Annotated in this window: 24 protein-coding genes, 1 other RNA gene and 1 other annotated feature; of the genes, 16 read left to right on the plus strand and 9 right to left on the minus strand. The window is 35.3% G+C overall.

The window, feature by feature from the left end; all coding sequences use genetic code 11:
- Window positions 1–302: transposase family protein (locus tag ACEN4N_RS03835; RefSeq protein ID WP_407093736.1), on the minus strand; the 302-nt coding region annotated here is incomplete at its 3' end.
- A 325-nt stretch (window positions 303–627) separates the two neighbouring features.
- Here ACEN4N_RS03835 and ccpA point away from each other — a divergent pair.
- A complete protein-coding gene (ccpA, locus tag ACEN4N_RS03840) occupies window positions 628–1,632 on the plus strand; it encodes a catabolite control protein A (RefSeq protein WP_407089913.1) in 1,005 nt (334 codons plus the stop codon).
- A 273-nt stretch (window positions 1,633–1,905) separates the two neighbouring features.
- Here the strand turns inward: ccpA and ACEN4N_RS03845 are convergent, their stop codons facing one another.
- The gene (locus tag ACEN4N_RS03845) at window positions 1,906–5,619 is read right to left on the minus strand and encodes a transglycosylase domain-containing protein (protein WP_407089914.1); all 3,714 of its coding nucleotides are present in this window, start codon (window positions 5,617–5,619) and stop codon (window positions 1,906–1,908) included.
- 31 nt (window positions 5,620–5,650) lie between these two features.
- Entirely contained in the window at window positions 5,651–6,625 is a 975-nt protein-coding gene (locus tag ACEN4N_RS03850; RefSeq protein WP_407089915.1) for a rhodanese-related sulfurtransferase, read from the minus strand.
- A gap of 195 nt (window positions 6,626–6,820) precedes the next feature.
- Here ACEN4N_RS03850 and ACEN4N_RS03855 point away from each other — a divergent pair, with 195 nt between their 5' ends.
- Together ACEN4N_RS03855 and ACEN4N_RS03860 are read left to right on the plus strand one after the other, a co-directional pair.
- Window positions 6,821–7,723, plus strand: a complete 903-nt coding sequence (locus ACEN4N_RS03855; protein ID WP_407089916.1) for a diacylglycerol/lipid kinase family protein — start codon at window positions 6,821–6,823, stop codon at window positions 7,721–7,723.
- A gap of 85 nt (window positions 7,724–7,808) precedes the next feature.
- Window positions 7,809–8,207: a DUF2187 family protein gene (locus ACEN4N_RS03860; RefSeq protein WP_138403952.1), complete on the plus strand. Its 399-nt coding sequence runs from the start codon at window positions 7,809–7,811 to the stop codon at window positions 8,205–8,207.
- A gap of 108 nt (window positions 8,208–8,315) precedes the next feature.
- On the opposite strand, the gene ACEN4N_RS03865 is transcribed toward ACEN4N_RS03860, so the two are convergent.
- Window positions 8,316–9,281 (minus strand): hypothetical protein, encoded by a 966-nt coding sequence (locus ACEN4N_RS03865; RefSeq protein ID WP_407089917.1) that lies wholly within the window; start codon window positions 9,279–9,281, stop codon window positions 8,316–8,318.
- Between the two features lie 36 nt (window positions 9,282–9,317).
- On the opposite strand from ACEN4N_RS03865, the gene ACEN4N_RS03870 reads away from it, so the two are divergent.
- The gene (locus ACEN4N_RS03870; protein ID WP_407089918.1) at window positions 9,318–9,764 is read left to right on the plus strand and encodes a ribonuclease HI family protein; all 447 of its coding nucleotides are present in this window, start codon (window positions 9,318–9,320) and stop codon (window positions 9,762–9,764) included.
- Between the two features lie 64 nt (window positions 9,765–9,828).
- On the opposite strand, the gene ACEN4N_RS03875 is transcribed toward ACEN4N_RS03870, so the two are convergent.
- The 3 genes from ACEN4N_RS03875 to gpsB all read right to left on the minus strand — a co-directional run bounded on the left by ACEN4N_RS03875 (window position 9,829) and on the right by gpsB (window position 11,792).
- The gene (locus ACEN4N_RS03875) at window positions 9,829–10,959 is read right to left on the minus strand and encodes a class I SAM-dependent RNA methyltransferase (RefSeq protein ID WP_407089919.1); all 1,131 of its coding nucleotides are present in this window, start codon (window positions 10,957–10,959) and stop codon (window positions 9,829–9,831) included.
- Between the two features lie 92 nt (window positions 10,960–11,051).
- Window positions 11,052–11,421, minus strand: an RNA gene (gene rnpB / locus ACEN4N_RS03880) — RNase P RNA component class B.
- A 14-nt stretch (window positions 11,422–11,435) separates the two neighbouring features.
- A complete protein-coding gene (gene gpsB, locus ACEN4N_RS03885; RefSeq protein WP_138403948.1) occupies window positions 11,436–11,792 on the minus strand; it encodes a cell division regulator GpsB in 357 nt (118 codons plus the stop codon).
- Window positions 11,793–12,150: 358 nt separating this feature from the next.
- Here gpsB and ACEN4N_RS03890 point away from each other — a divergent pair, with 358 nt between their 5' ends.
- The 6 genes from ACEN4N_RS03890 to dtd all read left to right on the plus strand — a co-directional run bounded on the left by ACEN4N_RS03890 (window position 12,151) and on the right by dtd (window position 17,914).
- Window positions 12,151–12,654, plus strand: coding sequence for a DUF3013 family protein (locus ACEN4N_RS03890; RefSeq protein WP_407089920.1), 504 nt, complete (start codon window positions 12,151–12,153; stop codon window positions 12,652–12,654).
- A gap of 12 nt (window positions 12,655–12,666) precedes the next feature.
- Complete coding sequence (gene prmA, locus ACEN4N_RS03895) at window positions 12,667–13,629, plus strand: 50S ribosomal protein L11 methyltransferase (RefSeq protein ID WP_407089921.1); 963 nt, start codon at window positions 12,667–12,669, stop codon at window positions 13,627–13,629.
- Window positions 13,629–14,378, plus strand: a complete 750-nt coding sequence (locus ACEN4N_RS03900) for a 16S rRNA (uracil(1498)-N(3))-methyltransferase (RefSeq protein ID WP_407089922.1) — start codon at window positions 13,629–13,631, stop codon at window positions 14,376–14,378. The genes prmA and ACEN4N_RS03900 overlap by 1 nt, the downstream gene beginning before the upstream one ends.
- A gap of 14 nt (window positions 14,379–14,392) precedes the next feature.
- A complete protein-coding gene (gene deoC, locus ACEN4N_RS03905) occupies window positions 14,393–15,064 on the plus strand; it encodes a deoxyribose-phosphate aldolase (RefSeq protein ID WP_407089923.1) in 672 nt (223 codons plus the stop codon).
- A gap of 201 nt (window positions 15,065–15,265) precedes the next feature.
- On the plus strand, window positions 15,266–17,413 hold the full coding sequence (locus tag ACEN4N_RS03910; RefSeq protein ID WP_407089949.1) for a RelA/SpoT family protein: 2,148 nt from the start codon (window positions 15,266–15,268) through the stop codon (window positions 17,411–17,413).
- Between the two features lie 48 nt (window positions 17,414–17,461).
- Complete coding sequence (dtd, locus tag ACEN4N_RS03915) at window positions 17,462–17,914, plus strand: D-aminoacyl-tRNA deacylase (RefSeq protein WP_407089950.1); 453 nt, start codon at window positions 17,462–17,464, stop codon at window positions 17,912–17,914.
- Between the two features lie 56 nt (window positions 17,915–17,970).
- Here dtd and ACEN4N_RS03920 read toward each other — a convergent pair whose 3' ends face one another.
- A complete protein-coding gene (locus ACEN4N_RS03920; protein ID WP_407089924.1) occupies window positions 17,971–19,227 on the minus strand; it encodes an N-acetylmuramoyl-L-alanine amidase in 1,257 nt (418 codons plus the stop codon).
- A 443-nt stretch (window positions 19,228–19,670) separates the two neighbouring features.
- Window positions 19,671–19,865: a binding site (T-box leader), on the plus strand.
- A gap of 41 nt (window positions 19,866–19,906) precedes the next feature.
- Between ACEN4N_RS03920 and hisS the strand changes: the two genes are divergently transcribed.
- From hisS to ACEN4N_RS03935, 3 genes are read left to right on the plus strand one after another with little or no spacing between them, the layout of a single operon-like run.
- Complete coding sequence (gene hisS, locus ACEN4N_RS03925; protein WP_407089926.1) at window positions 19,907–21,229, plus strand: histidine--tRNA ligase; 1,323 nt, start codon at window positions 19,907–19,909, stop codon at window positions 21,227–21,229.
- Window positions 21,229–23,004: an aspartate--tRNA ligase gene (aspS, locus tag ACEN4N_RS03930; protein WP_407089927.1), complete on the plus strand. Its 1,776-nt coding sequence runs from the start codon at window positions 21,229–21,231 to the stop codon at window positions 23,002–23,004. Before hisS ends, aspS begins: the two co-directional genes overlap by 1 nt.
- Window positions 23,005–23,035: 31 nt before the next feature.
- Entirely contained in the window at window positions 23,036–23,929 is an 894-nt protein-coding gene (locus ACEN4N_RS03935) for a deoxyribonuclease IV (RefSeq protein ID WP_407089928.1), read from the plus strand.
- Between the two features lie 62 nt (window positions 23,930–23,991).
- Here ACEN4N_RS03935 and ACEN4N_RS03940 read toward each other — a convergent pair whose 3' ends face one another.
- Window positions 23,992–24,813, minus strand: coding sequence for a pyruvate, water dikinase regulatory protein (locus tag ACEN4N_RS03940; protein WP_407089929.1), 822 nt, complete (start codon window positions 24,811–24,813; stop codon window positions 23,992–23,994).
- A 62-nt stretch (window positions 24,814–24,875) separates the two neighbouring features.
- Between ACEN4N_RS03940 and ACEN4N_RS03945 the strand changes: the two genes are divergently transcribed.
- From ACEN4N_RS03945 to ACEN4N_RS03955, 3 genes are all read left to right on the plus strand, one after another.
- Window positions 24,876–25,331 (plus strand): Fur family transcriptional regulator, encoded by a 456-nt coding sequence (locus ACEN4N_RS03945; protein WP_138403938.1) that lies wholly within the window; start codon window positions 24,876–24,878, stop codon window positions 25,329–25,331.
- A 217-nt stretch (window positions 25,332–25,548) separates the two neighbouring features.
- Entirely contained in the window at window positions 25,549–25,722 is a 174-nt protein-coding gene (gene rpsU / locus ACEN4N_RS03950) for a 30S ribosomal protein S21 (RefSeq protein ID WP_138403937.1), read from the plus strand.
- Window positions 25,723–25,743: 21 nt separating this feature from the next.
- Window positions 25,744–26,187 carry a GatB/YqeY domain-containing protein gene (locus tag ACEN4N_RS03955; protein WP_407089930.1) on the plus strand — a complete coding sequence of 148 codons (444 nt, stop codon included), beginning with the start codon at window positions 25,744–25,746 and terminating at the stop codon, window positions 26,185–26,187.
- The last annotated feature ends 97 nt before the right edge of the window (window positions 26,188–26,284 follow it).

Genomic DNA, 26,284 nt, shown 5'->3' on the forward strand with positions numbered 1-26,284 from the left:
GTTTTCGCTGTAAAGCTTTGGCCACAGGTTTTACATTTGAAGCGTTGTTTGGCTAAGTTTAAGTAGGCAGGAAGTCCCGTTATGCTCGCTAAAGTCAGACGAGAGTGACGCGTCCCATTTTTAACGATTTGATAGGCATCATTGACGATACCACAACATTCACAGGCTTTAGGAACATACGTTAATGTGCCAAAGTAAAACAAAGATAAGCGGCCTTTATAATGCTGTTCTTCAACACGGTCCATATCGATCGTGATATTTGGGTCTTTTAATTGAAAGGTTTTTTGGATAAAATGGTTCATGCGTAGATATTCTCCTTATGTTATTTGGTGGTACTTTTAATATAACGAATATCTGCGTCTTTTAGAAGACACAAAGATAGGGTTGATGATATTTTAATTTTTGTCATCAACCCTATTTATTGTAGAACCAATTTAATGTATTATTCACATTTTTTATTGACATTTTCATGAAAATATAGGAACATATAGTCTTGGGTATATTTATATCATTTTCATAAAAACATTGCTTAAATCGTAATTCACTGGAAATAAAACGCTTGCAATAAAAAATGAATTGTGATAAATTTACAACAAGTAGATACTTATTTGAAAGAAGGTTAGCCCTATGGAAAAACAAACAATTACAATATATGATGTCGCTCGTGAAGCAGGGGTTTCTATGGCAACGGTATCTCGTGTTGTCAATGGTAATCCGAATGTTAAACCTAGTACACGCAAAAAGGTTTCAGAAGTCATTGAAAGATTAGATTATCGACCAAATGCTGTAGCTCGTGGTTTAGCAAGTAAAAAAACGACGACAGTTGGAGTTATTTTACCAAGTGTAACAAATTTATTCTTCTCATCTTTAGCTCGAGGAATAGATGATATTGCATCAATGTACAAATATAACATTATCTTAGCAAACTCCGATGAGAGTCAAGAGAAGGAAGTACAAGTATTTAATACATTACTTGCGAATCAAGTAGATGGAATTATCTTTATGGGACAAAATGTTTCAGAGTTTATCCGTAAAGAAATCGAACGTACTTCTACCCCTGTTGTTTTTGCTGGTACTTTAGTTAACAACCCTGAATATTATAGTGTGAATATTGATCACACGGTTGCTACAAAAGAAATCACAGCAGAATTATTAGAACACGGACGTCGCGTTGTTTTAGTGACTGATGAGCCAGAATTATTAACGTCTCAACATCGCTTAGAAGGATTTAAAGTTGCATATGAAGAAAAAGGTGTAGAGTTTGATGAAGATTTAGTTATCCAACAAGCACTAAGATATACAGATGCAGATAAAGTGTTAGAAGAACTACAAACGCTTAAAGCAGATAGTGTTATCGTTAAAGAAGATACATTTGCTGCGGCATTAATGAACGCTGCTTTAGACGCAGGCTTTAAAGTACCTGAAGACTTAGAAGTGATTACAAGTGATAATTCAATCGTTACCGAAATTGTACGACCAAAATTAACAAGTATCCAACAACCTTTATATGATATTGGTGCGGTTGCGATGCGTCTGTTAACTAAAATTATGAGTAATGAAGAAGTTGAAGAGAAACAAGTCATCTTACCATATAAGATCAAACATCGTGGATCAACATTACACACAGACTAAATTTAAATGTTTATGAAAAAAATCCCACTAAATTGTTTAGTTAACAGTTTAGTGGGACTATTTTCATTAGTTTGATTGTTATATGAGGTGAATCAAAGAAATTTGACTATGACAGCCTATTTGTCTTCTGAATAGATAGAAGGTTAAACAATTAACAACATGTCTTAAATAGAGCGTTATTGCGTTAGAACAGAATGTAATATAATTCAAATATAATAAAAAGACGCTGAGAAAACTACTAATAAAGTAGTACTCAGTGTCTTTTCTTGATTATTAACTTTCCGGTGTTGACTCTGCCGGTTGTTCCTCATTGCTTGGGTTATTATTTTCATCTGGATTCTCTGTTGTTTCATCTTCAGTAGATTCATCCTGATTACTTTCATCGCCTTCATTACTTTCAACACTTTCTTGTGATGATTGTTGCTGCTGCTGTTGCTGTTGCTGTCTTCTTTGTTGCTCTTGAGTTGAACGAACATTATTCCAGAATCGAGCAAGATCTTCTTCAGTAGCTCCTAACATAAAGTCAAAAGTTAACTCAGGTGCGGGGTTAGAAACCTTGAATAGCTCTGTCTTCGTTGGTCCAGTTAACTGATAAGTATTGCTATTGTAAGTAAATCTACCTGGAAGTGTACCCGTTTGTTCTAGAACAGTTTGTTCTCGGACAGAATCAGGTTGGACGAAAGTTTCTTCCGTACCGAAAATTTCTGGGCGAAGTTCATATAAATCATTTACAATACGAGACCAATAAATTTGACTACGAACACTTTCACGGTCAAAACCATCATTCACATCAATCGTATAATCAGCATATCTTGAATCATAACCAATCCAAGAACCAATTGTAATCGATGGGGTGGAAGCAATAAACCATATATCTTTAGAGTTTTCACTAATACCTGATTTTGCAATCCAGTCACCTGGCACATTCATGTATTCATTCGCTGTACGTCCGGTACCTTCAGTCATAGTATCTCGTAACATATCAATCATTATATAATTCGTATCTTCCGAGAATACACGTGTTGGAGTTTCGTTTTGTTGGAATACAACATTACCAAAAGCATCCTCGATACGTTCAATATAGTGACCGTCTACGTACTCTCCACCGTTAGCAAACGTTGAGAAAGCACGTGTTTCTTCTAGAACAGTAGGACCAGTAGTCACACCACCTAGAGAAAAGGCTAAGTTGTTTGTATCTTCTTCAGTATATGAGTCAATAGTATTGAAGCCCATGCGCTCAAGATAATCAATGATAGGAATACCTTGAGAACGCAATTCGTCATAAATACGAACCGCAGGTATATTATCTGATCTTAATAGGGCAGTTCGAGCGGTCATTAATGTATCACTCACAACACTACCATAGTTCGTTGGTGCCCAAGTTGAACCATCTTCATAAGTTTCTACAAAAGCTGTATCCGGAATAACTGTAGAAGGGTTAATGATATTGTTCTCCACTGCAGGTCCGTAAACGGCCAGCGGTTTAATGGTTGAACCTGGTGAGCGACGCATTTGGAAAGCGTGGTCAATTTGGTTATTCTCAAAATCAGTTCCCGCTACGAATCCAAGGACCGCACCTGTATTGTTATCAATTGCAACTAAACCAGTTTGAACTTCTTCCACATAGTATGTTTCCACACCAGTCTCAGGGTCAGTGTAGACACCATCATAAACCGCACCAAGCTGATCCTCATAGGCTCTAGCTGACTCTTGGAGTTGGTCATAAATTTCTTTATCGATTGTAGAATATACGCGGTAACCCCCAGTACGTAACTGTTCTTCAGCCGCAAAGTAATATTCATTGTACCATTCGTCATCACTATAGACTTGCTTCCATGAGTATCCATCGTCTTGAATGTTCAATAACATAAGTTCCTCAATGGCACCATTCATAACCGCTTGATATAAGTATGATTGACGAATTTCTTCACGCGGCTCGGGTGGCAAGAAGTCTTGAGTAATATCATAAGCAATGGCTGTTTCATATTCGTCTTTAGTAATTTTTTCAGCACGATACATACGATATAAAACTTCATTCATTCGTTCGATACCAAATTGAAGGGAAGCCTCGTCACGGATTTCTCCATTTTGATCGTAAGGAGTATAAGTATACGGGTCTTGAGGAAGACCGACTAAGAATGCGGCTTGATTTAAAGTAACATCCTCAGGTGCTACACCAAAAATACCCTCGGCTGCTTCTACAATACCAGCCACATTATCTCCGTTGTTATTTCTACCAAAAGGAGACACATTTAAGTAAGCCGTTAATATTTCTTCTTTAGTAAAATAGTTTTCTAATCTTAAAGCTAAAAGAATTTCATTCGCTTTTCTAAAGAAAGTGACATCATTTGTTAGCATTTGTTGCTTAACTAATTGCTGTGTTAGCGTTGAACCACCTGTACCCGAACCCGTTAAGAAAGTTTGGAGAACAGCACGAAGCAATGCTTTTGGAACAATTCCCGGATGTTCTGCAAAATATTCATCCTCAGTTGCAATAAAACCATCGACAATATAATTTGAAATATCGTTTAGATTTGCAACAGAACGAACAATATCTGTCCGGACATTGGCAATTGGGTTTCCGTCAGCATAATACAATGTACTTTGTTGATCTAGACGATTAATCTGCTCTGCCATCTCTCGTTCATTAGGAGGGGGCGTATTTGCTACAAGATTCGCAAAGAATCCGATACCTGTACCACCAATGAGTGCTCCTGTTAAGACGATGATAATAATTAAATACATAATTAATCGTTTAATAACATTGAAAGTAACATTAATACCAAAAAATGTTTTTTCTTTTAATGAAAAGTTTTTTAATGAGTATTTATCTTTTTTCTTTTGACGTTTGTGTTGTTTAGGATCGATTGCCTCTTCATCAGTTTCATCATCAAAGTCCGTACTTGCAGCAACCCCTCCGGCTAATGCCGCAGTCCCAGCGGGATTTTCAATGCTTTGACCTAAGGGAGCGGCTGATACGGTTTCATCATTAGGGTTGAACACATGTATTGAATCCATTGAATCAGCCCAGTGTTCATCTGATTGACTTTCAAATTGCTCAGCGTCATCTATCTTAGCTTGCTTTTCAACATCATCAAAGTCATTTGTTCGGATTCGAGACTCAGAATCAGGTACATTTGCTTCACCCGCAAGTGGAGTAGGGTCAATCACTTGAGGTATAGGCATTACTGGAACAATTGGTTTGTTATCAGTATCCTTAGAATCGTCATGATTGTCGTTTGTTGAAGCTGACGGTGACTTAGTTGTTTGATACGAATCTTCAATTTCTTTGTCCGAACTCATACTTTCAAGTTGTGTGATTCTTTCTTTACGACGTCGTTCTCGTTCAGCTAATAATCGATCAGGACTTGGGAGATCAGAAGCCGCATTGTGTGTTGAGTTATTATTCAACGGCTCCTCTTTATTATCTTCTGTATCAGATAATGAAAAGACTGGCTTATAGGCACTTTTATCAGAATAAAGCTGATCATTGAGTTCTGATTCTCTGCGTTCTCTTACAATATTTCGTTTGATTGCATCATCTCTTAACGGAATGTTGCTTGTGTTAAGAGAGGCTCTTTTGGCTCGTTCATTTAAATCTCGGCTTTTCGCTGATTTAATATCTGAATAAGTAGAAGAGGGCGCTTCATTTGTTTCGCTAAATAACTTTTGAACCCGTTTAATTGACCGGTTTATCATTAAACTTGATTTATTCGGATCGAATTTATTATCGGGTGATGTATTTTCTTTATTAAAGTCCGAGTTAGAAGAGCTTTCCTTCCGAATATCAGAATAGCGTTCTTGTTGTTCCTCTTGAAAATCATCATAAAAGTTATCCCACTTATTAGAAGAGGGATGGTTATTTGATTCATTAGTATCTTCAGACGGAACTTTACGATTTGAGTGGCTATCTTCAATAGGCTCGTCAAATGAAATATCAAAAAACTTACTATCATTAGAATTATTTTTTGAATGTTTATCAGTCATTGATTCACCATCTTCCTGTTAAAATTTATTATTAAGCCGTTTCGGTATTCTCTAAAGATTCCCCAATGGCTTCTAAGCGATTTTGCCATTCAGAAGTTGTAAGATGATGCTCGCTTACAAAACGATTGCGCGGATGACGACGGCATTCTGGTGAACATCCACGGACATATTTTGCTTCATTTTCTTCTGAACTTAATATTTGTTTATTACAATCTGGGTTTGCACAGTTTACATAACGTTCACAAGGCGTTCCGTCATAGTAATCTTTACCAACAATAGTCGGTGATACGCGGTTAATTGGTACTGAGATACGCTCATCAAAGACGTACATTTGACCTTCCCATAAATCCCCTTGAGTTTCTGGGTCTTTACTGTATGTATCAATTCCACCTTCTAATTGGCCAATTTCTGTTGTGATACCTTCGCGAAGCATCCAACCAGAGAACTTCTCACAACGTACGCCTCCTGTACAATAAACAACGACTTTTTTGTCCATGAATTTCTCTTTATTGTTTATTACCCATTCAGGTAATTCACGGAAGTTACGAATTTCAGGGCGAAGCGCACCTTTAAAGTGACCTAAGTCATATTCATAATCATTACGTGTATCTAATACAATGGTATCTTCGTCTTCTAGCGCTTCACGGAATTCTTTTGGTTTTAAATGTTTACCTGTTGTTGTTAGTGGATCGATGTCATCCTCTAAGTTTAACGAAACGATTTCTTCACGTACACGCACAAACATTTTACTATGAGCATAGTCATCAGCAGGATCTTCTTTGAACCATACGTCCTCAAATCCTGGAAGAGAATGTAAAAATTCTTTATATTTCTCTGTTTGTTCGATTGTACCAGAAACAGTTCCATTAATACCTTCAGTTCCAACTAAAATACGTCCTTTTAGGCCAGTTTTTTTACAAAAGGCTAGATGCTCTTCTCTAAACTGCTCAGGATCATCAATAGTCTCGTATTTATAGTATAATAACACCTTAAATTCTTTCTTCATTATTTGTCCTCCTTGTAGTTGCATACTACAGTTTTCTGAATATATATTATACTATTAAATCAAGAATGGTAACAGGTTTTAGCTAAAATTCATATAAATGTAATAGAAAAATCATATTATAGATGTGAATTATTATCTAAATTGGTATAATATTATTTAGATAATAATAAATATATCACAAAGATGGTGAATTTTATGCTGAAAAACGTATTGTTAATAACAAACCCAGTTGCAGGAAAAGGGTATGGAGAAAAGTATGCTCAAAAATTAAAGAATGTTCTTGAAGATTATCATCAATCTAAAGTTGAGATAAAAATTACTGAAGAAGAATTCGATGCAACAAAATGGAGTAAAAATGCAACAAAAGATGGATTTGACACAGTCATTTGCTTAGGTGGCGATGGTACAGTGTCAGAAACGGTAAATGGAATTATTGAAGCTCAAGATAAGCCGGTATTTGGCTTTGTTCCAATGGGGACGGTTAATGATTTAGGCCGTGCATTGGGATATAAAATGAACGCAAAAAAAGCGATTGAAGATTTTCAAACTGTTTCGATCGATAAATTAGATGTTGGAAAAGTAAATGATCGTATATTTATTAATGTAATTGCATTAGGACCAATTGCGGAAGAAGTAATGACGACAGCTTCAGATGATAAGAATCGCTTCGGCGCTCTTGCTTATGTAAGAGACGGTATGAAAGCATTCTTTACCGATAAAGGTTATGAAGTTCGAGTGACAGCTTCAGATGGTACGGCCACAGATATTAAAACAAATTTATTATTTGTTGGTCTAACAAACAGCATTGGTGGCGTTGAATTTATGGTTCCAGGAGCCAATTACAATGACGGTAAAGGTTACTTATCCGCAATAAAAGGACATACGCCAATAAGTACGATTCGAGCAGGACTCGAGGTTGGGTTATCTAATTTAGATGCAGATAATATCTTCAGATTATCCGACCAGAAATTTAAAATTGAGTCAATCAATAATGAATCGATTACTACTAACGTCGACGGGGATAATGGACCAGAATTGCCATTAGAGATTGAGATTTTGGGTCAAGCGATTGACGTTTTAATTACTGGTGAAACCTAAAAAGCATATTGTGAGCAATATATTTGAAAATACGTTATAATTGTATTAGTGAGCGTTAAGGTCAACGAGGAAAGAGGGAATTAACGTGAGTGCAGAAAACGTAACAGCAAGTGAACGTAAGATTATTGAGCGTGAACTAAGAAGAGGTACGAGTAAATCCCGTATTGCAGCGATTTTAGACGTTGATTACGATAAAGGACTTATCAAGATTGAAAGTGTAAAGGATAAAATTCGTCCTGAAGTTGGTAATCAGATCGAGTTTAAATTCAGAGATAGTAAGATGACCGGAATAATTATCAAACTATTAACTAATAGTGCCGTTGTTGAGATATATTGGAGTAAATCTGATATTACGATGCGTGATATTTGCGAAGACCGTACAATTGTAAACTTCAAAGATATTGAATCGTTTGTATCGCTTCCAGAGCAAGTGGAAGACGAAGATATTATGTTCGAATATGAAGAAGTAAAGACAACAAATTAATAAAGGCAGGCCTTGAATATCGTCAGGCATGTCTTTAATTTATTTCTTTAAGATTTAGATAGAGTATAAGTAAAGAGGCCTTCCATTTATTGTGGAGGGCCTCTTTATTTACGCGTGGAATAATTGTGCTAATTCGTCTTGAGCAAGTTGGTAATACTCCTTTTCCTGTTTTGTAAGAATATCAATTATCTCATTTTCTAAGCCGAATTGTAATAATGTATAGTTTAACCATTTTTGTGGATCTGAAATAGCCTCATCATAAAAAGGATAAAAAACCATCGCATGCAAATTGAACAATTCTAGAATTTGTTTAGCAAAGTGAGGATCAGTTTGTGAGAAATAATCTTCGATGATCCGTATACCTGTTTGATAAAAGTCCGTACTTGTATAAGGCTTTAACTGTTTCGTTTGGATATGCTTCTCTACATTTAGCCACGTATAGTCAATATCTAAAAACTCACCATTAATAATTATATAATGTAAGATGTCATTTTTAATAAAATTCAAAAGATTGTCATCATTTAGAAGTACTTTCAGAAGTGGTAAATTCTTGTCTAAATCAGTTTGATAAACGAGTTTTAATTTAGATAAGACTTCAAAATGGGACTTCTCTAGTAACTGTTTCGCATATGCCTCAATTCTTTCTTTAGTTGTTAAAGCATTTATTTCTTGCTTTACATTTAATAAATCCGAAATGGTTGTAATGGCTTTATTTAATTCAGTCGTCGCAGTTGAACTTTGAATTGAATCTCTCAATTGATATAATTTATTTAAACTTTCGCTCGTTGGGCTCATAATCGGTAGAGATTGGGCATACAAACTTGTTAGCTCTGAGGATTGTGAGATAAAATCCAATGTAAATTGGTCCTGTTCCCATAATCTAGTTAGCTGTTCTTGCTTGTTAAAAGCAATATATAATCTAACTAATTCAGTGAAAACGAGTGGGTTAGATTCAAGATTATAACTACTTTCTAAGTATTGAATCGCTTTATTGAATTGGTTGTTTTCTAGAGCGTTGCTTGCTTTTCTATAATAATTTTCAGCATTATTAGGCATTGGTGTGATATCAGTCATAGTCAGTTCCTTTCATAAAAGAATAAGAGGTCAAAAATGATAAAAATAAGTACAGATGCTGCTTTTAATCCTAAAACTCAAGAGTCCGGTATCGGAATCCAAATCAATCATGGTAAACAACAAGAATTAATTAAAATACATATATCTGAAGTCGTTGATAACCATGTGGCTGAGTTTTTAGCATTAATCGGTGCTTTAAACTTTGTTAAAACACATCTTGATATCAATCAGATTATCATGTATCAGTCAGATAGTAAAATTGTCATCCAATCCATAGACAAAAAATTTGCTAAGAATAAAGAATATAAAAAGTTACTCGATTATATATTAAAAACATTGAATGATTCGCCTACATTTTTCGCTAATTGGATTCCTGAAGCTCAAAATCGTGGCGCAGATTCCTTAGCTAGGCAAGCATTGAGAAAAGAAGGAAAGATAGCAAAGGATATAAGATATTCCGAATTAGAATTAGAGCAATTATAAAAAAACTTGTTGATTTAGCAAGACGCCAGTCAACAAGCTTTTTGTTAATCTACAAGGGTATGAGTTACTTCGTTCCCCAGTATTGATAGTAGGTTACCTTCAATGGGCCATTATATAATTTACGTTTTTTAGTAGCCTTCTTACCATAAAATTCTTCGAATTTATCATCACTTGTGATGATGTATTTACTCCAAGTAGGCATCGTTTCATATAATTCACCCATTTGGCGATAAATGTTTTGGACATCTTCTTCTGATAACATACGGTCCCCATATGGAGGGTTAGAAATTAAGATTCCATAATCAGTTGTAGGGCGGTAATCAGATAATTGCATTTGCTTGAATTCGATGGAGTCACCGACACCTGCTTCGCGTGCATTGTCTTTCGCAATTTCAATCATCCGTCCATCAACATCAGTACCATAGATTTGTAATTCTTTATCGTAATCCGCTGCTTCTTTAGCTTCTTGACGTGTTTTATCCCAGATATCTGAATGTTCATTCATTAAATCCCATTTTTCACCAGCAAATTCACGTTTCAAACCAGGGGCAATGTTATGTCCCATTAAAGCTGCTTCAATAAGGATCGTACCTGAACCACAAGTAGGGTCATATAAAGGACGGTCATCATGCCAAGTTGTTAACATAACTAACGCCGCTGCCATATTTTCCTTCATTGGAGCCGTTCCCTTATGTTCACGGTACCCACGTTTAAATAAACTTGATCCACTTGTATCTAAAGTTAACATGACGTGATCTTTTCTAATGGCTACTTCAATCGGGTAAAGGGCACCAGTTTCTGGTAAGTCAGTACGGCGGTGATAGAAGTCCATCAGTCGCTTACTAATGGCTTTTTTAACAATACGTTGCACATTAGGAACACTGTGTAATGTTGATTTGATTGATTTTCCACTTACTGGAAATTCTGCATCCATCGGAAGAATATCTTCCCAAGGTAAGTCATACGTTTGGTTGAATAAATCGTCAAATGTTTTTGTATCAAATTCACCAAAGATTATCTTTACGCGATCTGCAGTACGTAACCAAAGGTTAGCGTAGGCAATATCTTTTGCAGTTCCGTCAAAACGAACCAGTCCATTTTCAGTTTGAGTTTCGTAACCGAATGATTTTAATTCTCGAGCAACAAGGGCTTCAATTCCAGCCGCTGAAGTTGCTAATAACGAATAAGTTTTCATAATTTTCACTCCAATATTTATTACGCTTTAAGTTTACATAAAAAAAGACTCTGATTCCAGAGTCAATTAAATAATCCTATGAATAAGTAAATTTCTATAAGCCATGTCCTGTCATTATCTCTAGCATAGGAACTAGGGATAATGGATAATCATCTATCTACGATAATAATATCGTTCTCTTCTTTTGTTCATTTACTACTCGAAGAAATGCCCCTACCAATGTTTGGGTTGCTCGCTCGAGGGGTTTACCGCGTTCCAATCTTATAGTTTCCTATAAGCGTCGTCTCTGTGGCACTTTACAAATTACTAAATCATAGCCGAAGCCTTAGATAGTTCTTTCGCCGTTAACCTAATAGGGTACCTTAACTTATTTTTTCGTTAAGCACGAACACTACAAGCATCTCAGCTTGTGCGAGCATGGACTTTCCTCAGTTAATTTAATAACCGCGATTATCCGAAATTTACTCAGTCATTTATTAATATTTTGTTGCTTTAGAGTAATCGATCGTATTGTCCGTGTTGTCAATTTTCGAACCGAAAACATGCTTCTCTAAATTAGATAAGCGTTTTAAGATATCAAAGTTTGTCACGCCACTCCCTGGAGAGTTTGGTGTACTTTTCTTAGCTAAAGCAAGTTGTTTAGTTAATTCATCCACTTTACTGATGAGACGTTCGTTTTCATTTTTTAAATAAACTACGTCTTTTTGGAAAGAATCATAATCTCTGATGATACTATCTAAATATTCATCAACTTCAGCAGTATTGTATCCACGAACAGATTTATTAAACTCTTTTTGCAAAATATCTTTTGCTGTTAAGTTTTTTTCTGCCATTATATTCACCTCGTATATTATATATTTTTATTAGAATGGCACTTTAGATTAATCACATTATAAGTTTACTATGACTTTGAATAAATATCAAAGCAAAACTCTAAAGTAGCGATTTTGTTTAAGTTTAAAGACTAAATTTCATTTATTATGCCATGAAATTAGACAAATTGCTAATCCATTATAATGCGTTAAGTCTTGAATAACAAGGGTAAAATGATATTTTCACAAAATATATCTACATAGCGAGAAAAAAACAAATAATTTTAATGTCATATTATAAGCTTGGTGGTTGTTAATTAAATTGAATTATCTTAGAAAATCAGTCATAATATGTAATGATTAAATAGGTGGTGTATGAATGAATAGAGCAAATATATTAAATGTGTTTGAACAACTTATTGAGGAGTCTTATTTTCATTGTGAATGGGCTATTGAATGGCAAGAGCGAGAGAATGCGATTGAGTTAATATTCCAAATGAATTTAGAAAATCCGAATAATCTTTCTTTTATAGATAATTATGACAACATCAGCCATCAAACTGACCTCGTATATAATATAAAAATTATGATTTACAAGGACGGTTATAAACGCTTCAGTGATAAGGATTACATTGTGTCAATACCAGTGAATAGTGAGCGTGGAATTGATTACGGAAAATGTTTAGTAATTGTTAAATACTTAAAAAAATTATCGTCTTCTGTTGATGTCAAGTGGCTTGATTTTCTTTCAGAAACGGATGTGGAAGAATTTTCATTGAAATGGAAATGGAGTGACTTTGAAGCAATCCAAAACCGCTTAATTGAAAGCAATCGCTATAGTAAAACGCCCATTTATTTTCCACATCATGAAGATATTAATTAAGGAGTGTTGAATATGGATAAAATATGGAAAGAAATAAAAGTAACGTTAGATTCCTTGCAAACAGTGGATATAGATTTAGTCAATTACTATTTAAATGAAGCGGGTGCAGTAGGCAATGAAATTAAATATGCACAAGGGTATTTAGAAAATCATCCTAATTTATTTGGTGAAATTCCAGAAGAACTACCTGAAGATTACTTAAATCATCCCGTCGAAGTGATTGGTTATTATGAATCTGAGATTGATTTAGAAAAACTTGAAGAACAATTAAAAACTGTTGGAACAAGTGATTTTAAGATTGAAGTGGCTGATTTAGAAACTGAAAATTGGCATGAAAATTGGAGGCAATATTATAAACCAGAGCGAATTTCTCGCTTTTTATCCATTGTGCCTGAATGGCAAGATAATTATGAAGCTGCACCGTTTGAACAAGTCATTTTTATGGATCCAGGCGTTGCTTTTGGTACTGGGAATCACCCGACAACTCGCCTTAGTGCTCAGGCACTTGAGATGGTTATGCAAGGGGGAGAAACCGTTCTTGATGTAGGCACTGGGACAGGAATCTTAAGTTTTATTGCTTCTGTTTTTGGAGCTAAAGAAGTGTTAGGGATGGATTTTGATCCTCAAGCAGTCAATGCTGCCATTAGTAACTTAAATGCCCAAAAGAATCATGAAATGATTAGTCATCTAATCGACGCGCAAAAAATTCGCTTTATTGAAAATGATTTACTAAAAGGGATTGACCAAACAGCGGATGTCATTGTTGCGAATATTTTGCCGCATATTCTAGTAAATTTATTCTCTGATGCTCATAAATTGCTGAATGACAATGGGTATCTGATTTTAGGCGGTATTTTAAATGAGAAAGCGTCGTTTATTGAAGAAGCAATTGAAACTCACAACTTTGAAATTTATCAAAAAACTCAGATGAGAGAATGGGTAAATTATATTGTTGTTAAGGGAGATATGGACTAATGCAACGTTATTTTTCAAATCAAGCCCTAGAAGTTAATCAACAGATTCAACTAGAAAAAGTTGATAATCATCACATTGTTCGAGTGATGCGAGGAAAGATTGATGACGAAGTTATAATCGTAGATTCAACAAATATCGCTTATAAAGCAAAGATAGAGACAATTGAAGATAACGTAGCAAACTTACGAATTATAAATGCTTTAGAAGACCAACAAACTGAATTACCCATTCAAGTAACTATTGCTTGTGGTTTATCAAAGAATGACAAGATTGATTTAATTGTTCAAAAGGCAACCGAATGCGGGATGAATGAATTTATCCCTTTGGCATTGGACAGAGATGTTGTAAAGTGGAAAGGTAATAAAATTAGTAACCGAATCGAACGACTGGAACGCATTAGTAAAGAAGCAGCAGAACAATGCCACCGTAATGTGATCCCAGAGATTAATCATTTATCTACCATTGATACTTTGCAAAAAGAAGCCGATAATTATAAGCATAAATTAATTGCTTATGAAGAGACTGCTAAGAAAGGACAACACGGCCAACTTAAAGAAACCTTGAAAGAAGTTCAAGCAGGGGATAATTTAATCATCGTCTTTGGTTCAGAGGGTGGTTTAACAGAGTTAGAAGTAGCCAAATTGAAAGAAGTAGGGTATATTGAATGTAGTTTAGGTCCACGGATTTTAAGAGCCGAAACGGCACCTATATACGCTTTAAGCGCAATGAGTTATCATTTAGAAGTATAGAAAGAGGAGATAGAATGGAATTAGCAAAATATATTGACCACACCTTATTAAAAGCAGATGCAACTGAGGAACAAATTGAAAAATTATGCCAAGAAGCAGCAGAATATAATTTTAAATCAGTTTGTATTAACCCAGCATTTGTTGCAAAATCCAAAGAATTATTAAAAGACTCAGATAGCTTAGTTTGTACGGTCATTGGTTTCCCTTTAGGCGCAAATGCGACGGAAGTAAAAGTTTTTGAAGCACAACAAGCTGTCAAAGATGGCGCAGATGAGATTGATATGGTCATCAATATTTCTCGTGCTAAAGATGGAGACTGGGCTTATGTTCTAGAAGAAATCAAAGCAGTTGTTGGAGCGGTTGATGAGTCAATTACAACCAAAGTAATTATTGAAACGTCTTTATTGACAGATGACGAGAAACGTAAAGCATCAGAAGTCGTTAAAGAATCTGGAGCAGACTTTGTTAAGACTTCAACTGGATTCTCTACTGGAGGAGCGACGCTAGCTGATGTTAAATTAATGCGTGAAGCCATAGGTCCAGATTTAGGTGTTAAAGCAAGTGGTGGCGTAAGTAATTATGATGAAGCCATCGCTATGATTGAAGCTGGAGCAACGCGTATTGGAGCTTCAAAAGGAATCGCAATTGTATCAGGAACACTATCGACATCTAATGATAACTATTAAGCTAATTTAAAACACAAATAAAGGCTGTGCTAAACAAAGGCACAGTCTTTTGTTATAATGAAATACAAAGAAAAAAACACAATATTGTTAAATGAGTATAATTAGGTTATAATTGCGCTTATATTTTAAGAAGTGAGGTGAATAAATTTGCAAGGACAAGATTTTTCAGCACAAGAGGTAATTGATTTATGTGCAAAGTACATGAATGACAGTAGTTTGGAGTTTATTCAGCGTGCGCTTGATTATGCAACGGAAGCTCATAAAGACCAATTTCGCTTATCCGGTGAACCTTATATTATTCACCCCATTCAAGTAGCAGGTATTTTGGCAGAGTTACAATTAGATCCTTCAACAATCGCTACAGGTTTGTTACATGATGTCGTTGAAGATACGGATCGAACATTGGATGATATCCGGAATGAATTTAGTGAAGTCGTTGCATTTTTAGTTGACGGAGTTACTAAACTAGGTAAATTGAAATTCCAAAGTAAACAAGAGGCTTTGGCCGAAAACCATCGAAAAATGTTACTCGCAATGAGTAAAGATTTACGAGTAATTATCGTAAAATTAGCCGATAGATTACATAATATGCGAACGATGAAATTTCAGCGTAAAGAAAAGCAGATTGAGAAATCACAAGAAGCGATTGATATTTATGCACCGTTAGCTGATCGCTTAGGGATTAGCTCCATTAAGTGGGAACTTGAAGACATTGCATTGCGTTATGTTAATTCAGAATACTACTATTCAATTGTGAATCAGATGGACACGAAGCGTACGGAACGCGAGAACTTTATTCAAGAAACAATTGATGAGATTAAAGTTGCGGTTGAAGAGTTAGGGATTGAAGCAGATATTTCAGGAAGACCGAAACATATTTATTCTATTTATCGTAAGATGGTGGACCAAAGAAAAGAATTTGATGATATTTATGACTTATTAGCTATTCGAGTCATTGTTGATTCAATTAAAGATTGTTACGCTGTATTGGGAGCTGTGCATACGCAGTGGAAGCCAATGCCTGGCAGATTTAAAGATTATATTGCCATGCCAAAAGCGAATATGTATCAATCGATTCATACGACCGTTATAGGAGCGAGTGGCAAACCCGTTGAAATTCAGATTAGAACTAAACAAATGCATATGGTTGCTGAATATGGGGTGGCAGCTCATTGGGCTTATAAAGAAGGTAAGACAAGTAAGGTTGATGAAGAAGATAGTATCAATAAACAGATGACATGGTTCCGTGATTTAGTTGAATTACAAGATGATGCTAAAGATGCCAGTGAATTTATGGATTTTGTTAAAGAAGATTTATTTAAAGATCAAGTCTATGTATTTACACCAAACGGAGAAGTGATGGAACTTCCAACAGGCTCTGGTCCGATTGACTTTGCTTATCACATTCACTCCGAAATAGGGAACAAAACAATTGGTGCTAAAGTTAACGGACGAATTGTCGCCTTAGATTATAAACTGAAGAATGGTGACATTGTTAACATATTGACTAATTCAAATTCGAACGGACCCAGTCGTGATTGGTTGAAGTTTACTAATACGAGTAAAGCCCGCAACCGAATTAAACGGTTCTTTAAACTCCAAGACCTTGAAGAGAATAGTGAACTTGGCGAAAGTATCTTAGAAAAAGAACTGAAAGAAACAGGCCACTCACTAAAAGTATTAAATAATAAAAAAGTCGAAGCTAGTTTATTAGAGCGCTTTAACTTCAATACTTTAACGGATTTATTTGCTTCCATTGGATTAGGTGAGGTTAGTGTGTCAACGATAATTAACTTCTTAGATTTAAAACAAGAAAAAGCTGAAGAAGAAATGCTTGATAATGACACAACTATTTCAAAAGAGGCTTCAAATCGTCAACGCCAAAGAACCGTCCATGAGAGTGGTGTTGTGGTTGAAGGTGCCGATAATTTAATGATTCGCTTAAGTAAATGTTGTAATCCAGTTCCTGGTGATGAAATTATTGGTTATATTACACGTGGACGAGGGATTTCAGTTCACCGTAAAGATTGCCCTAATTTGTTAGCAGAAACGGAATTAAACGATCGATTAATTGATGTTAAATGGGATCAAGAATTCCAACCAACCGAAGAATATATCACAGAATTATTCATTATTGGTTTTGATCGAGCCGGCTTAATTAATGATGTTCTGCATGTTGTCAGCCATACAGTGAAAAGTTTACTAAGTGTTAACGGGAAACGAGATAAAAATAGTTCCGCTACAGTATCACTTAAAGTGGCTGTTTCGAATACGATGCAGTTAGATGATTTAATTAATAAATTGAAAAATATACCAGATGTCTATGAAGTAAAACGTGTGACGGGATAATATTCTTTATTCAATAGTTATTGATAGTTCAAAAGAAAGGTTGTTATGATGCGAGTTTTAATTCAAAGAAGTTTAGAGAGTCATGTTAAAGTCGACGGCGAAATTTTCGGACAAATAGACCGAGGCTACGTGTTATTAGTTGGCGTGACGCATGAGGATACTCAAGAAGATGTTGCTTACTTAGCTAGAAAAGTAGCCAATATGCGACTTTTTGAAGATGGGGACAGTAAAGTTAACCTTTCTTTATCAGATGTTGGTGGAGATATTCTATCGATTAGCCAATTTACCTTATATGGTAATACAAAAAAAGGGAACCGGCCAAGTTTTACCAATGCAGCGAAGCCTGATATGGCAAACACATTGTATGAAGATTTTAACCAAGCTTTGCGAGAGTACGGCTACAAAGTTGAAGTCGGAAAGTTTGGTGCTGATATGAAAGTATCAATTATAAACGATGGTCCGGTAACAATTCTCTTAGATTCAAAAAATAGAAGTTTATAAATCAATAAAAATGACGCTATCACGTTGAATGTGATAGCGTCATTTTTATATTTATATTACTGATTATAGTAATTTTCTAAACCAGCGACAATTAAGTCAGTAATACGATCAAGATATTCTTGAGAACGAATATAATCAATATCAGTACTATTACTCATATATCCGAGCTCTAATAGAACACTTGGTCGATTATTCTCTCTTAGAACATGATAATTACCAAAGACAACGTTATTGTTTGGCAATTCAAACTGAGCCAGTTGTTGATTAATATTATCAGCTAAATCAAAGTCATCTTCATGGAAATAATAAGTCGTGGTCCCGTGCCAATCAGGCACAGGTGACGAATCATAGTGAAGTGATAAGAATGCATCGACATTGGCTTCGTTACTTAGGATTGTTCGCTCATCTAAGTCAACGAATTCATCAGTTGAACGAGTTTGAAGAACAGTCGCACCAGCAGCTTCCAATTTCTCCTGTAAGATTTCTGCTGTCCGTAAAGTAACATCTTTTTCATATGTAATATTATCTAAGCTAATCGCTCCAGAATCTTCGCCACCATGACCTGCGTCAATCATTATGGTTGCGTCGGCTAAGGAACCAGGATTGGTTGTGCCGACATGATTTAACGAGTCGCTTCCAAGGGCAGCGATACGAGATTCAATGTATCCTCTAATACCAGTTTCATCTTCAACCAAATAGAACTCAGTTTCATCTGTACCAGTAGTAATATCAATGAGTTTAAAGCGTTGATTGATAGATGGTGTATAGATGATGTCCGAATATAAATCCGGTGCTGATAAGAAGGCTTGGTTTTCTTGTCGTACGATTACTAATCTTTCAGCTTCTTCTAATTCTTCTTGCGTCATTTCATCTGGTAAAGATTCTTCTGTTGATTCAGGGTCAGGTACTGATTCAGGAATCGCATCTTGATGGATTAACTCTACAGAACTCGTTGGAATATAGCCATATTGGTTCTCATAGACAACTTGCACCCAGCCATTACTTTCGAAATTAACAATTAAATAAGTGCCCGCATCAATGTCAGCTAACTGCTGTGAATCAGTTGTTTGCTCAGAATATATTGGTGATACAACAAGCAAATGAGCGGCAAGATTTTGATCAGTTACTAAATTATCGTTATCAAGTAACCACTTTGGAATCCAACCTTCAGATGTTCCTTTATAACGCACTCGTAACCAACCATTTCGTTCGGATATAACATTCACAGTAGAGTTTATATCGATGGTATCAATGGCTTGGCTATTTGTTGCTGGTTGACTTCTTAAAACGACAGACTCTTTTTCTATCATCATTAATTCACTCGTTGTTAAGCTTAAGATAGCAATGGAACTAAGTAAAATTAAAATGAATGTAATAAAAGGTGGAAAATACTTTTTAGTATAAAGTCGTTTTAAGAATATATTGAAGGTATTGATAAAATCCCCCCACTCCTACAAAAATTTTAAAGATATTAATTTTATTATATAAATTGTGTAACATAAATTCAAATACGATTAACCTTTGTCACTCAATAGTAATATGTTTGTTATAAATCCGTTAAGGCAACATAGATTTTCAATATAAAGAGTAGACAAGCCGATTAATATGTCATTAGTTTGGTTTTAAATCATTTGCTGATTACCTCATATATTTTATCATAGTAGAAGAAACATTGCTTGGAAACGATTTAATTTGAAACCTTTAATAAATTAGTTGATTAAATTTTAATTAGACTCTATAATAAAGGAGTATTTTAATAAAATCGTTGAAGTAGCCAAGTAAATGCCTCAATAACAGAGACTTCTCATTCCGCTGAAAGTAGAAGATGAGCCATTGAAGACACTATGGAGATGAACAATGCAAAGTTGTTCCGTTAACTACGTTACAGTTCTAAGGTAATAATATATATTGTTACAAATTTAGGTGGTACCGCGTTGAAGACGTCCTATAGCAACTTGCTGTAGGGCTTTTTTATATTTATGGAGGTAAATTATGTTAAAAAAACCAAAAGGAACAGAAGATATTCTGCCAGTTAATATTGATAAATGGCATTATGTTGAAGATACTGCTCGTGCAGTATTAGATTCATATAACTTTAAAGAAATTAGAACACCTTTATTCGAATCGATTGATTTATTTAAACGATCTGTAGGGAATACGACAGATATAGTTTCTAAAGAAATGTATGATTTTATGGATAAAGGGGACCGTCACCTGGCTTTACGTCCAGAAGGAACGGCACCAATTGCCCGTGCTTATATCGAGCATAAATTGCATGGACCTGAACATCCACAGCCGTTAAAAGTTTATTATATGGAGCCTATGTTCCGTTATGAAAGACCACAAGCTGGAAGACAGCGTCAATTCCATCAATTAGGAATCGAAGTGTTTGGTAGTACAAATCCTGCGACTGATGTGGAAGGTATTGCATTAGCGATGGATTTATTTGATGAATTAGGTTTATCAAATTTATCACTACACATTAACTCTTTAGGAAAACCTGAAGAACGTGAGAATTATCGTAATGCTTTAATCGAATACTTTACACCCCTTAAAGATCAATTAAGTGAAGATTCGCAAAGACGTCTGGCTGATAACCCAATGCGTATTATCGATTCAAAAGATAAGAGAGACAAAGCTTTAGCTGAGTCTGCGCCAGTTATTCTAGATTTTCTAGGCGAAGAAAGTCAGAAACACTTTGATGAAGTTCAAGCATTACTAAATGCGCTGAATATTCCATTCACTGTGACACCAACTATTGTTCGTGGCCTAGATTATTATCAAGATACAATCTTTGAAATCCTGGCTACTGACGATTCTATTGGGGCACAGTCCACTGTATGTGGTGGTGGACGCTATGATGGCTTAGTCGAACAATTAGGCGGACCAAAGACACCTGGCTTTGGTTTCGGTATTGGTTTAGAAAGATTAATGCTTCTATTAGAGAATCAAGACGTTGACATTCCTGAATCTGAAGGCCTAGATATCTTTGTGATGAGCTTAGGTGAAGAGGCAAATATGATGGCATTACAAGTTGTTCATGCAGCTAGAAAAGATGGTTTAGTTGCTGATCGTGACTACTTAAATCGAAGCATGAAATCACAATTTAAGACAGCTGATAAATTAAATACAACGCTTGTGATTACGATTGGAGAACAAGAGATTGAAACAGGAAAAGTCCAAGTAAAACATCAAGGAACTGGGAAACAAACCGAAGTTGCTTTTGATGATTTAATGACAGACTTTATGGGCGAGTATCGCAAATTAACTGTTGATACATCAGCCATTGACAAATATTTTGGAGGTAAATACTAATGAAAAAGAGAACGACTTATGCAGGTTTAATTAATGAATCATTTGTAGATAAAGAGGTAACATTAAAAGGGTGGGTACAAAAGCGCCGTGACTTAGGTGGCGTTATCTTTATTGACTTACGTGATAGAGAAGGCTTCTGTCAAGTAGTCTTCAACGCTCAATATATTCCAGAACAAATGGATGAAGCAGATCACTTAAGAAGTGAATACGTTGTTGAAGTCACAGGGACTTTAAAACGTCGTGCAGATGAGCAAGTAAACCCTAAAATTCCAACAGGTGAATTTGAATTATTAGCCACTGAATTAACAGTTCTTGCTAAAAGTAAAACACCGCCAATTTATGTTGAAGATAGCATTGAAACTGATGAAGAAGTACGTTTACGTAATCGTTTCATCGATTTACGTCGTCCGAAGATGTTCAACAACATTCGTTTACGTCACCAAGTGACTCAAACAATTCGTCAATTCTTAAATAATTTGGACTTTATCGATGTTGAAACACCTTACTTAACTAAGTCAACACCTGAAGGGGCACGTGACTATTTAGTTCCAACACGAAATAACGCAGGTCATTTCTTTGCATTACCGCAATCACCACAATTATTCAAACAATTATTAATGGGTGCGGGAATGGACCGTTATTACCAAATCGTACGTTGTTTCCGTGATGAAGATTTACGTGGAGACCGTCAACCAGAATTTACACAAGTTGATATTGAAACAAGTTTCTTAACTCAAGCAGAAATTCAAGAATTTACTGAAGATATGTTAAAAGCAGTAGCGAAAGCAGCTAGAGGCATTGAAATCACTGAAGATTTCCCAGTAATGACTTATCAAGAAGCGATGGATCAATACGGTTCAGATAAACCTGACATTCGTTTCGAAATGAAATTAGTGGATCTTTCAGACTTCGCTAAAACAACTGACTTTGGAGTGTTCAAAGGTGCAGTTGATAACGGTGGTCAAGTAAAAGCAATCAACTTAAAAGGTCATGCAGACGATTATACGCGTAAAACTGCAGACGAATTATATAACGTAGTTAAACCATATGGAGCGAAAGGTCTAGCATGGACAAAAGTTTCAGAAGATGGCTTTAACGGTCCAATTGCAAAATTCTTCTCATCAGAAGAAGACTACAACTACTTAACCAATGCGTTAGACGCTAAAGTAGGAGATATCATCTTCTTTATGGCTGACTCTACAAAAGTCGTAGCAGACTCATTAGGCGCACTTAGACTTCACTTAGGATCTAAGCACGAATTATATGACCCATCTGAATTAGCTTTCCTTTGGGTAGTAGACTGGCCATTACTTGAGTATGATGAAGACAACAAGCGTTATGTTGCCATGCACCACCCATTCACATCACCACAAAATTCAGATATCTCTGAATTATCAAACAATCCTGCAGATGCGTTAGCAAATGCGTATGACATTGTTTTAAATGGTTATGAAATTGGAGGAGGAAGTATTCGTATCCATACTCGTGAAATGCAAGAACAAATGTTTGGTTTATTAGGTTTCACTAAAGAAGAAGCATATGGTCAATTTGGTTTCTTATTAGACGCGTTAGATTATGGCTTCCCACCACACGGCGGAATTGCATTAGGATTAGATCGTTTAGTTATGATTCTAGCTCAAGAACCAAACATTCGTGAAGTAATTGCCTTCCCTAAAACAGGACGCGGCTTAGACTTAATGTCACAAGCTCCAAGTAGAGTAAGTAATGACCAATTGCGTGAATTAAATATTTCAGTTAAAGAAAGTAAAAAGTAATTTAAAGGTTTAACAAACAAGGAGAGATATCATGTATATCGGATCACATGTTTCAATGAAAGGCAAAGAGATGCTTTTAGGTGCTGCTCAAGAAGCAGCATCTTACGGAAGTAATATCTTTATGATTTACACTGGTGCGCCTCAAAACACGCGTCGTAAAGAAGTCTCTGAGTTTAGAATTGAAGAAGCGAAGGCGTTTATGAAGGGGAAGGGTATTGAATTTTTCACCGTTCATGCTCCATACATTATTAATCTCGCTAATACAACGAAGGAAGGCTACCATGAATTTGCGATGCAATTTTTACGAGAAGAAATTGAACGCGTAGAAGCTATTGGTGCCACTCAAATTACGATGCATCCAGGTGCACATGTGGGCGCGGGTGCTGAAGTTGGGATTAAGCAAATTATCAACGGCTTGAATGGAGTGTTAACATCTGAACAATCACCTCAGATTGCTTTAGAGACCATGGCAGGTAAGGGGACAGAGATTGGTAGAAACTTTGAAGAGTTAGCCGCTATTATTGATGGCGTTACTTTCAATGAGAAATTATCAGTTACCCTAGATACATGTCACGTTTATGATGCGGGGTATGATCTTGTGAATGATTTAGATGGAGTTTTGAACGAATTTGATAAAGTGATTGGCTTAGATCGGTTAAAAGTCTTACATATCAATGATTCAAAAAATCCTTTTAAGAGCCATAAAGATAGACATGCTAATATTGGTGAAGGATCTATTGGCTTTGACACATTGAATGTAATTGTTCATCATCCACAATTAAGTCATATACCTAAGATTCTAGAAACACCTTGGGTGCCACTTCCTGAGAAAGAAAAGGTTAAAGTTGCCCCATATAAAGAAGAAATCGCTATGTTTAAAGCGAAGTCTTATAATCCGAATTTAATGACAGATATTTTAAGTTAAAAAAACACTAACGTATATTTCGCTCTTTGAGAGCCAAGTATGCGTTAGTGTTTATTTTGATATTAGATTCTTTGTGGTAAATTCATGACTTCCATGACGATACTCGCTGATTCTTCAATGCTACGATCAGAAACATTAATAATTGGACAACCTAACTCTTCATAAATTTTATGAGCGTATTCCAACTCTTCATTGACACGTGTTTTAGAAGCATATTTTGAACCCGTACCTATGCCGTATTCCTTCATACGCGATTCTCGATGTTTATTTATTACAGCAGAACTATTCGTTAAACCAATGATTTTCTTTGGATCGATTTCGTATAGAATCGGTGTGACTTCCTTTTCAGGAATTAAAGGTAAGTTTGCGACCTTATAGCCTAAAGTACCTAGATACATACTTAATGGTGTTTTACCAGTTCGAGAAATACCTAGAATAACAATCTCAGCTTCGCGTAAACCTTTAGGATCTTTACCATCATCGTAAGCTAGACAGAATTCCATGGCACGAATGCGATCGAAATAATCTTCTGATAATTCATATTGGGCACCACTGATAGCAGATGGTTCAGTTTCTAATCGACGAGCAATTTCTAAAGTGAAAGGTTGAATTAAGTTATAACAAATTAAACCAGTCTTAATGCAATATTTTTCAGCAAATTTAGCAAGTTCTGCATCGGCAATTGTCATAAACACTAAACCATCATGTTCATTTGCATCTTCAAGAATAGATTGAAGTGTTTCATGGTTTGAAATAAATGTATATTTATGTGATACTGTATTGACATTAGGAAACTGTGCGAAAGAGGCTTTTGCCACCTTTTGAGCAGTTTCTCCAATTGAATCTGATAAAATATAATAATGTAGTACTTTATTATTATTCATGTTAAAATGACCCCCTATAAGTTCTTACATCATAGCATATTTATATAAGGAGACGTCAAGTAATGACTTATGAAGTTATAACAAAAAAAGAAGAAAATAAAATTAATGAAGCAATTTTAAAATTAAAAGAATTCGGCTTTAAAAACACTAAAAAAAGACAAGAAATATTAACGCTGTTTGCGTGTAATGATCGTTACTTAAGTGCGCAAACAGTTCATGAGAAGCTAACAGAAAATTATCCCACAATGAGTTACAACACTACGTATCGTAATGTATATGACTTTGTCGAAGCTGGTATTCTGGAAGCAACAGAATATAACCAAGAACAACATTTTCGTATGAATTGTTTAGACCACAATCACCATCACCATCATTTCATTTGTACAAATTGTGGGATGGCAATACCTTTAGAAACATGCCCGATGGATTTAACCAAAATGACGGATGCTTTAAATGATGTTCAAATTGACACACATCGATTTGAAATATTTGGTTTATGTTCAAAGTGTAAAGTATAAAACTTAAATTAAAAATCTTATCTAATAAATTTTGCGATAAACAGCATAAAAAACCTATATTTAATCGAATTTTTGGAAATAAATTGACACTTTCTATGAAAAAAGTTTCATTAAGACCTTGCAAAGACAAGGTTGTTTGATTATAATATTACAAGAACTTTATTATTTTGCATAAAAAATAGTAAGGTCAGAAAAGCTTGGGAGGAGGGGATTCATAATGTCTAAAACAGTAGTTCGTGATAACGAATCATTAGAAGACGCTCTTCGTCGCTTTAAGCGAGATGTTTCAAAAACAGGTACTTTAAGAGAAGCACGTAAACGTGAATTTTACGAAAAACCAAGTGTTAAACGTAAGAAAAAATCGGAAGCAGCTCGTAAAAGAAAATTCTAAATAACAGATAGGTGAGGCGAAATGTCACTAACTGAACGAATTAATCAAGACGTCAAGCAAGCGATGAAGGCTAGAGATAAAGAGACTTTAAAAGTATTACGTATGTTGAAGTCGGCATTACAAATGGAGCAATTAGAGCATTCTGAACCTTTAAATGAGGAGCAAGAAATTACGATTATTTCTCGCGAATTAAAACAGCGTAAAGATTCTTTAGCTGAATTTGAAAAAGCTGGACGACAAGATTTAGTAGATGAAGTAACCGATGAAATTGTAGTAGTCGAACGTTACTTACCTAAACAATTATCAGAAGAAGAGATTGAAGTTGAAGTTCGAAAAGTAATGGACGAACTGAATGCAACGTCTAAGTCTGACTTTGGTAAAGTTATGGGGAAAGCTATGGCCAACCTAAAAGGAAAAGCTGATGGTAATCTTGTAAAAGAAGTTACAAAGAATCTATTAGGTTAATCTTTTTAAACACCCGAAAGGGTGTTTTTATTTTCCATAGAAAAAGCTGTGAGTAAAAGAAATATTACTCGCAGCTTTATTTTTCTAGTAAAGAAAA

Source organism: Ruoffia sp. FAM 20857 (assembly GCF_045528645.1).
Lineage (GTDB): Bacteria > Bacillota > Bacilli > Lactobacillales > Aerococcaceae > Ruoffia > Ruoffia halotolerans.

Excerpts from the sequence above, each read along its gene's own strand:
- ACEN4N_RS03935 (WP_407089928.1), top strand. The coding sequence starts at position 23,036 with ATGTATATCGGATCACATGTTTCAATGAAAGGCAAAGAGATGCTTTTA.
- ACEN4N_RS03910 (WP_407089949.1), top strand. The coding sequence starts at position 15,266 with ATGAATGACAGTAGTTTGGAGTTTATTCAGCGTGCGCTTGATTATGCA.
- ccpA (WP_407089913.1), top strand. The coding sequence starts at position 628 with ATGGAAAAACAAACAATTACAATATATGATGTCGCTCGTGAAGCAGGG.
- ACEN4N_RS03940 (WP_407089929.1), bottom strand. The coding sequence starts at position 24,813 with ATGAATAATAATAAAGTACTACATTATTATATTTTATCAGATTCAATT.
- gpsB (WP_138403948.1), bottom strand. The coding sequence starts at position 11,792 with ATGGCAGAAAAAAACTTAACAGCAAAAGATATTTTGCAAAAAGAGTTT.
- ACEN4N_RS03870 (WP_407089918.1), top strand. The coding sequence starts at position 9,318 with ATGATAAAAATAAGTACAGATGCTGCTTTTAATCCTAAAACTCAAGAG.
- ACEN4N_RS03955 (WP_407089930.1), top strand. The coding sequence starts at position 25,744 with ATGTCACTAACTGAACGAATTAATCAAGACGTCAAGCAAGCGATGAAG.
- ACEN4N_RS03850 (WP_407089915.1), bottom strand. The coding sequence starts at position 6,625 with ATGAAGAAAGAATTTAAGGTGTTATTATACTATAAATACGAGACTATT.
- ACEN4N_RS03920 (WP_407089924.1), bottom strand. The coding sequence starts at position 19,227 with ATGATGATAGAAAAAGAGTCTGTCGTTTTAAGAAGTCAACCAGCAACA.
- deoC (WP_407089923.1), top strand. The coding sequence starts at position 14,393 with ATGGAATTAGCAAAATATATTGACCACACCTTATTAAAAGCAGATGCA.
- ACEN4N_RS03845 (WP_407089914.1), bottom strand. The coding sequence starts at position 5,619 with ATGACTGATAAACATTCAAAAAATAATTCTAATGATAGTAAGTTTTTT.
- dtd (WP_407089950.1), top strand. The coding sequence starts at position 17,462 with ATGCGAGTTTTAATTCAAAGAAGTTTAGAGAGTCATGTTAAAGTCGAC.
- hisS (WP_407089926.1), top strand. The coding sequence starts at position 19,907 with ATGTTAAAAAAACCAAAAGGAACAGAAGATATTCTGCCAGTTAATATT.
- ACEN4N_RS03890 (WP_407089920.1), top strand. The coding sequence starts at position 12,151 with ATGAATAGAGCAAATATATTAAATGTGTTTGAACAACTTATTGAGGAG.
- aspS (WP_407089927.1), top strand. The coding sequence starts at position 21,229 with ATGAAAAAGAGAACGACTTATGCAGGTTTAATTAATGAATCATTTGTA.
- ACEN4N_RS03865 (WP_407089917.1), bottom strand. The coding sequence starts at position 9,281 with ATGACTGATATCACACCAATGCCTAATAATGCTGAAAATTATTATAGA.
- ACEN4N_RS03875 (WP_407089919.1), bottom strand. The coding sequence starts at position 10,959 with ATGAAAACTTATTCGTTATTAGCAACTTCAGCGGCTGGAATTGAAGCC.
- ACEN4N_RS03945 (WP_138403938.1), top strand. The coding sequence starts at position 24,876 with ATGACTTATGAAGTTATAACAAAAAAAGAAGAAAATAAAATTAATGAA.
- rpsU (WP_138403937.1), top strand. The coding sequence starts at position 25,549 with ATGTCTAAAACAGTAGTTCGTGATAACGAATCATTAGAAGACGCTCTT.
- prmA (WP_407089921.1), top strand. The coding sequence starts at position 12,667 with ATGGATAAAATATGGAAAGAAATAAAAGTAACGTTAGATTCCTTGCAA.
- ACEN4N_RS03900 (WP_407089922.1), top strand. The coding sequence starts at position 13,629 with ATGCAACGTTATTTTTCAAATCAAGCCCTAGAAGTTAATCAACAGATT.
- ACEN4N_RS03855 (WP_407089916.1), top strand. The coding sequence starts at position 6,821 with ATGCTGAAAAACGTATTGTTAATAACAAACCCAGTTGCAGGAAAAGGG.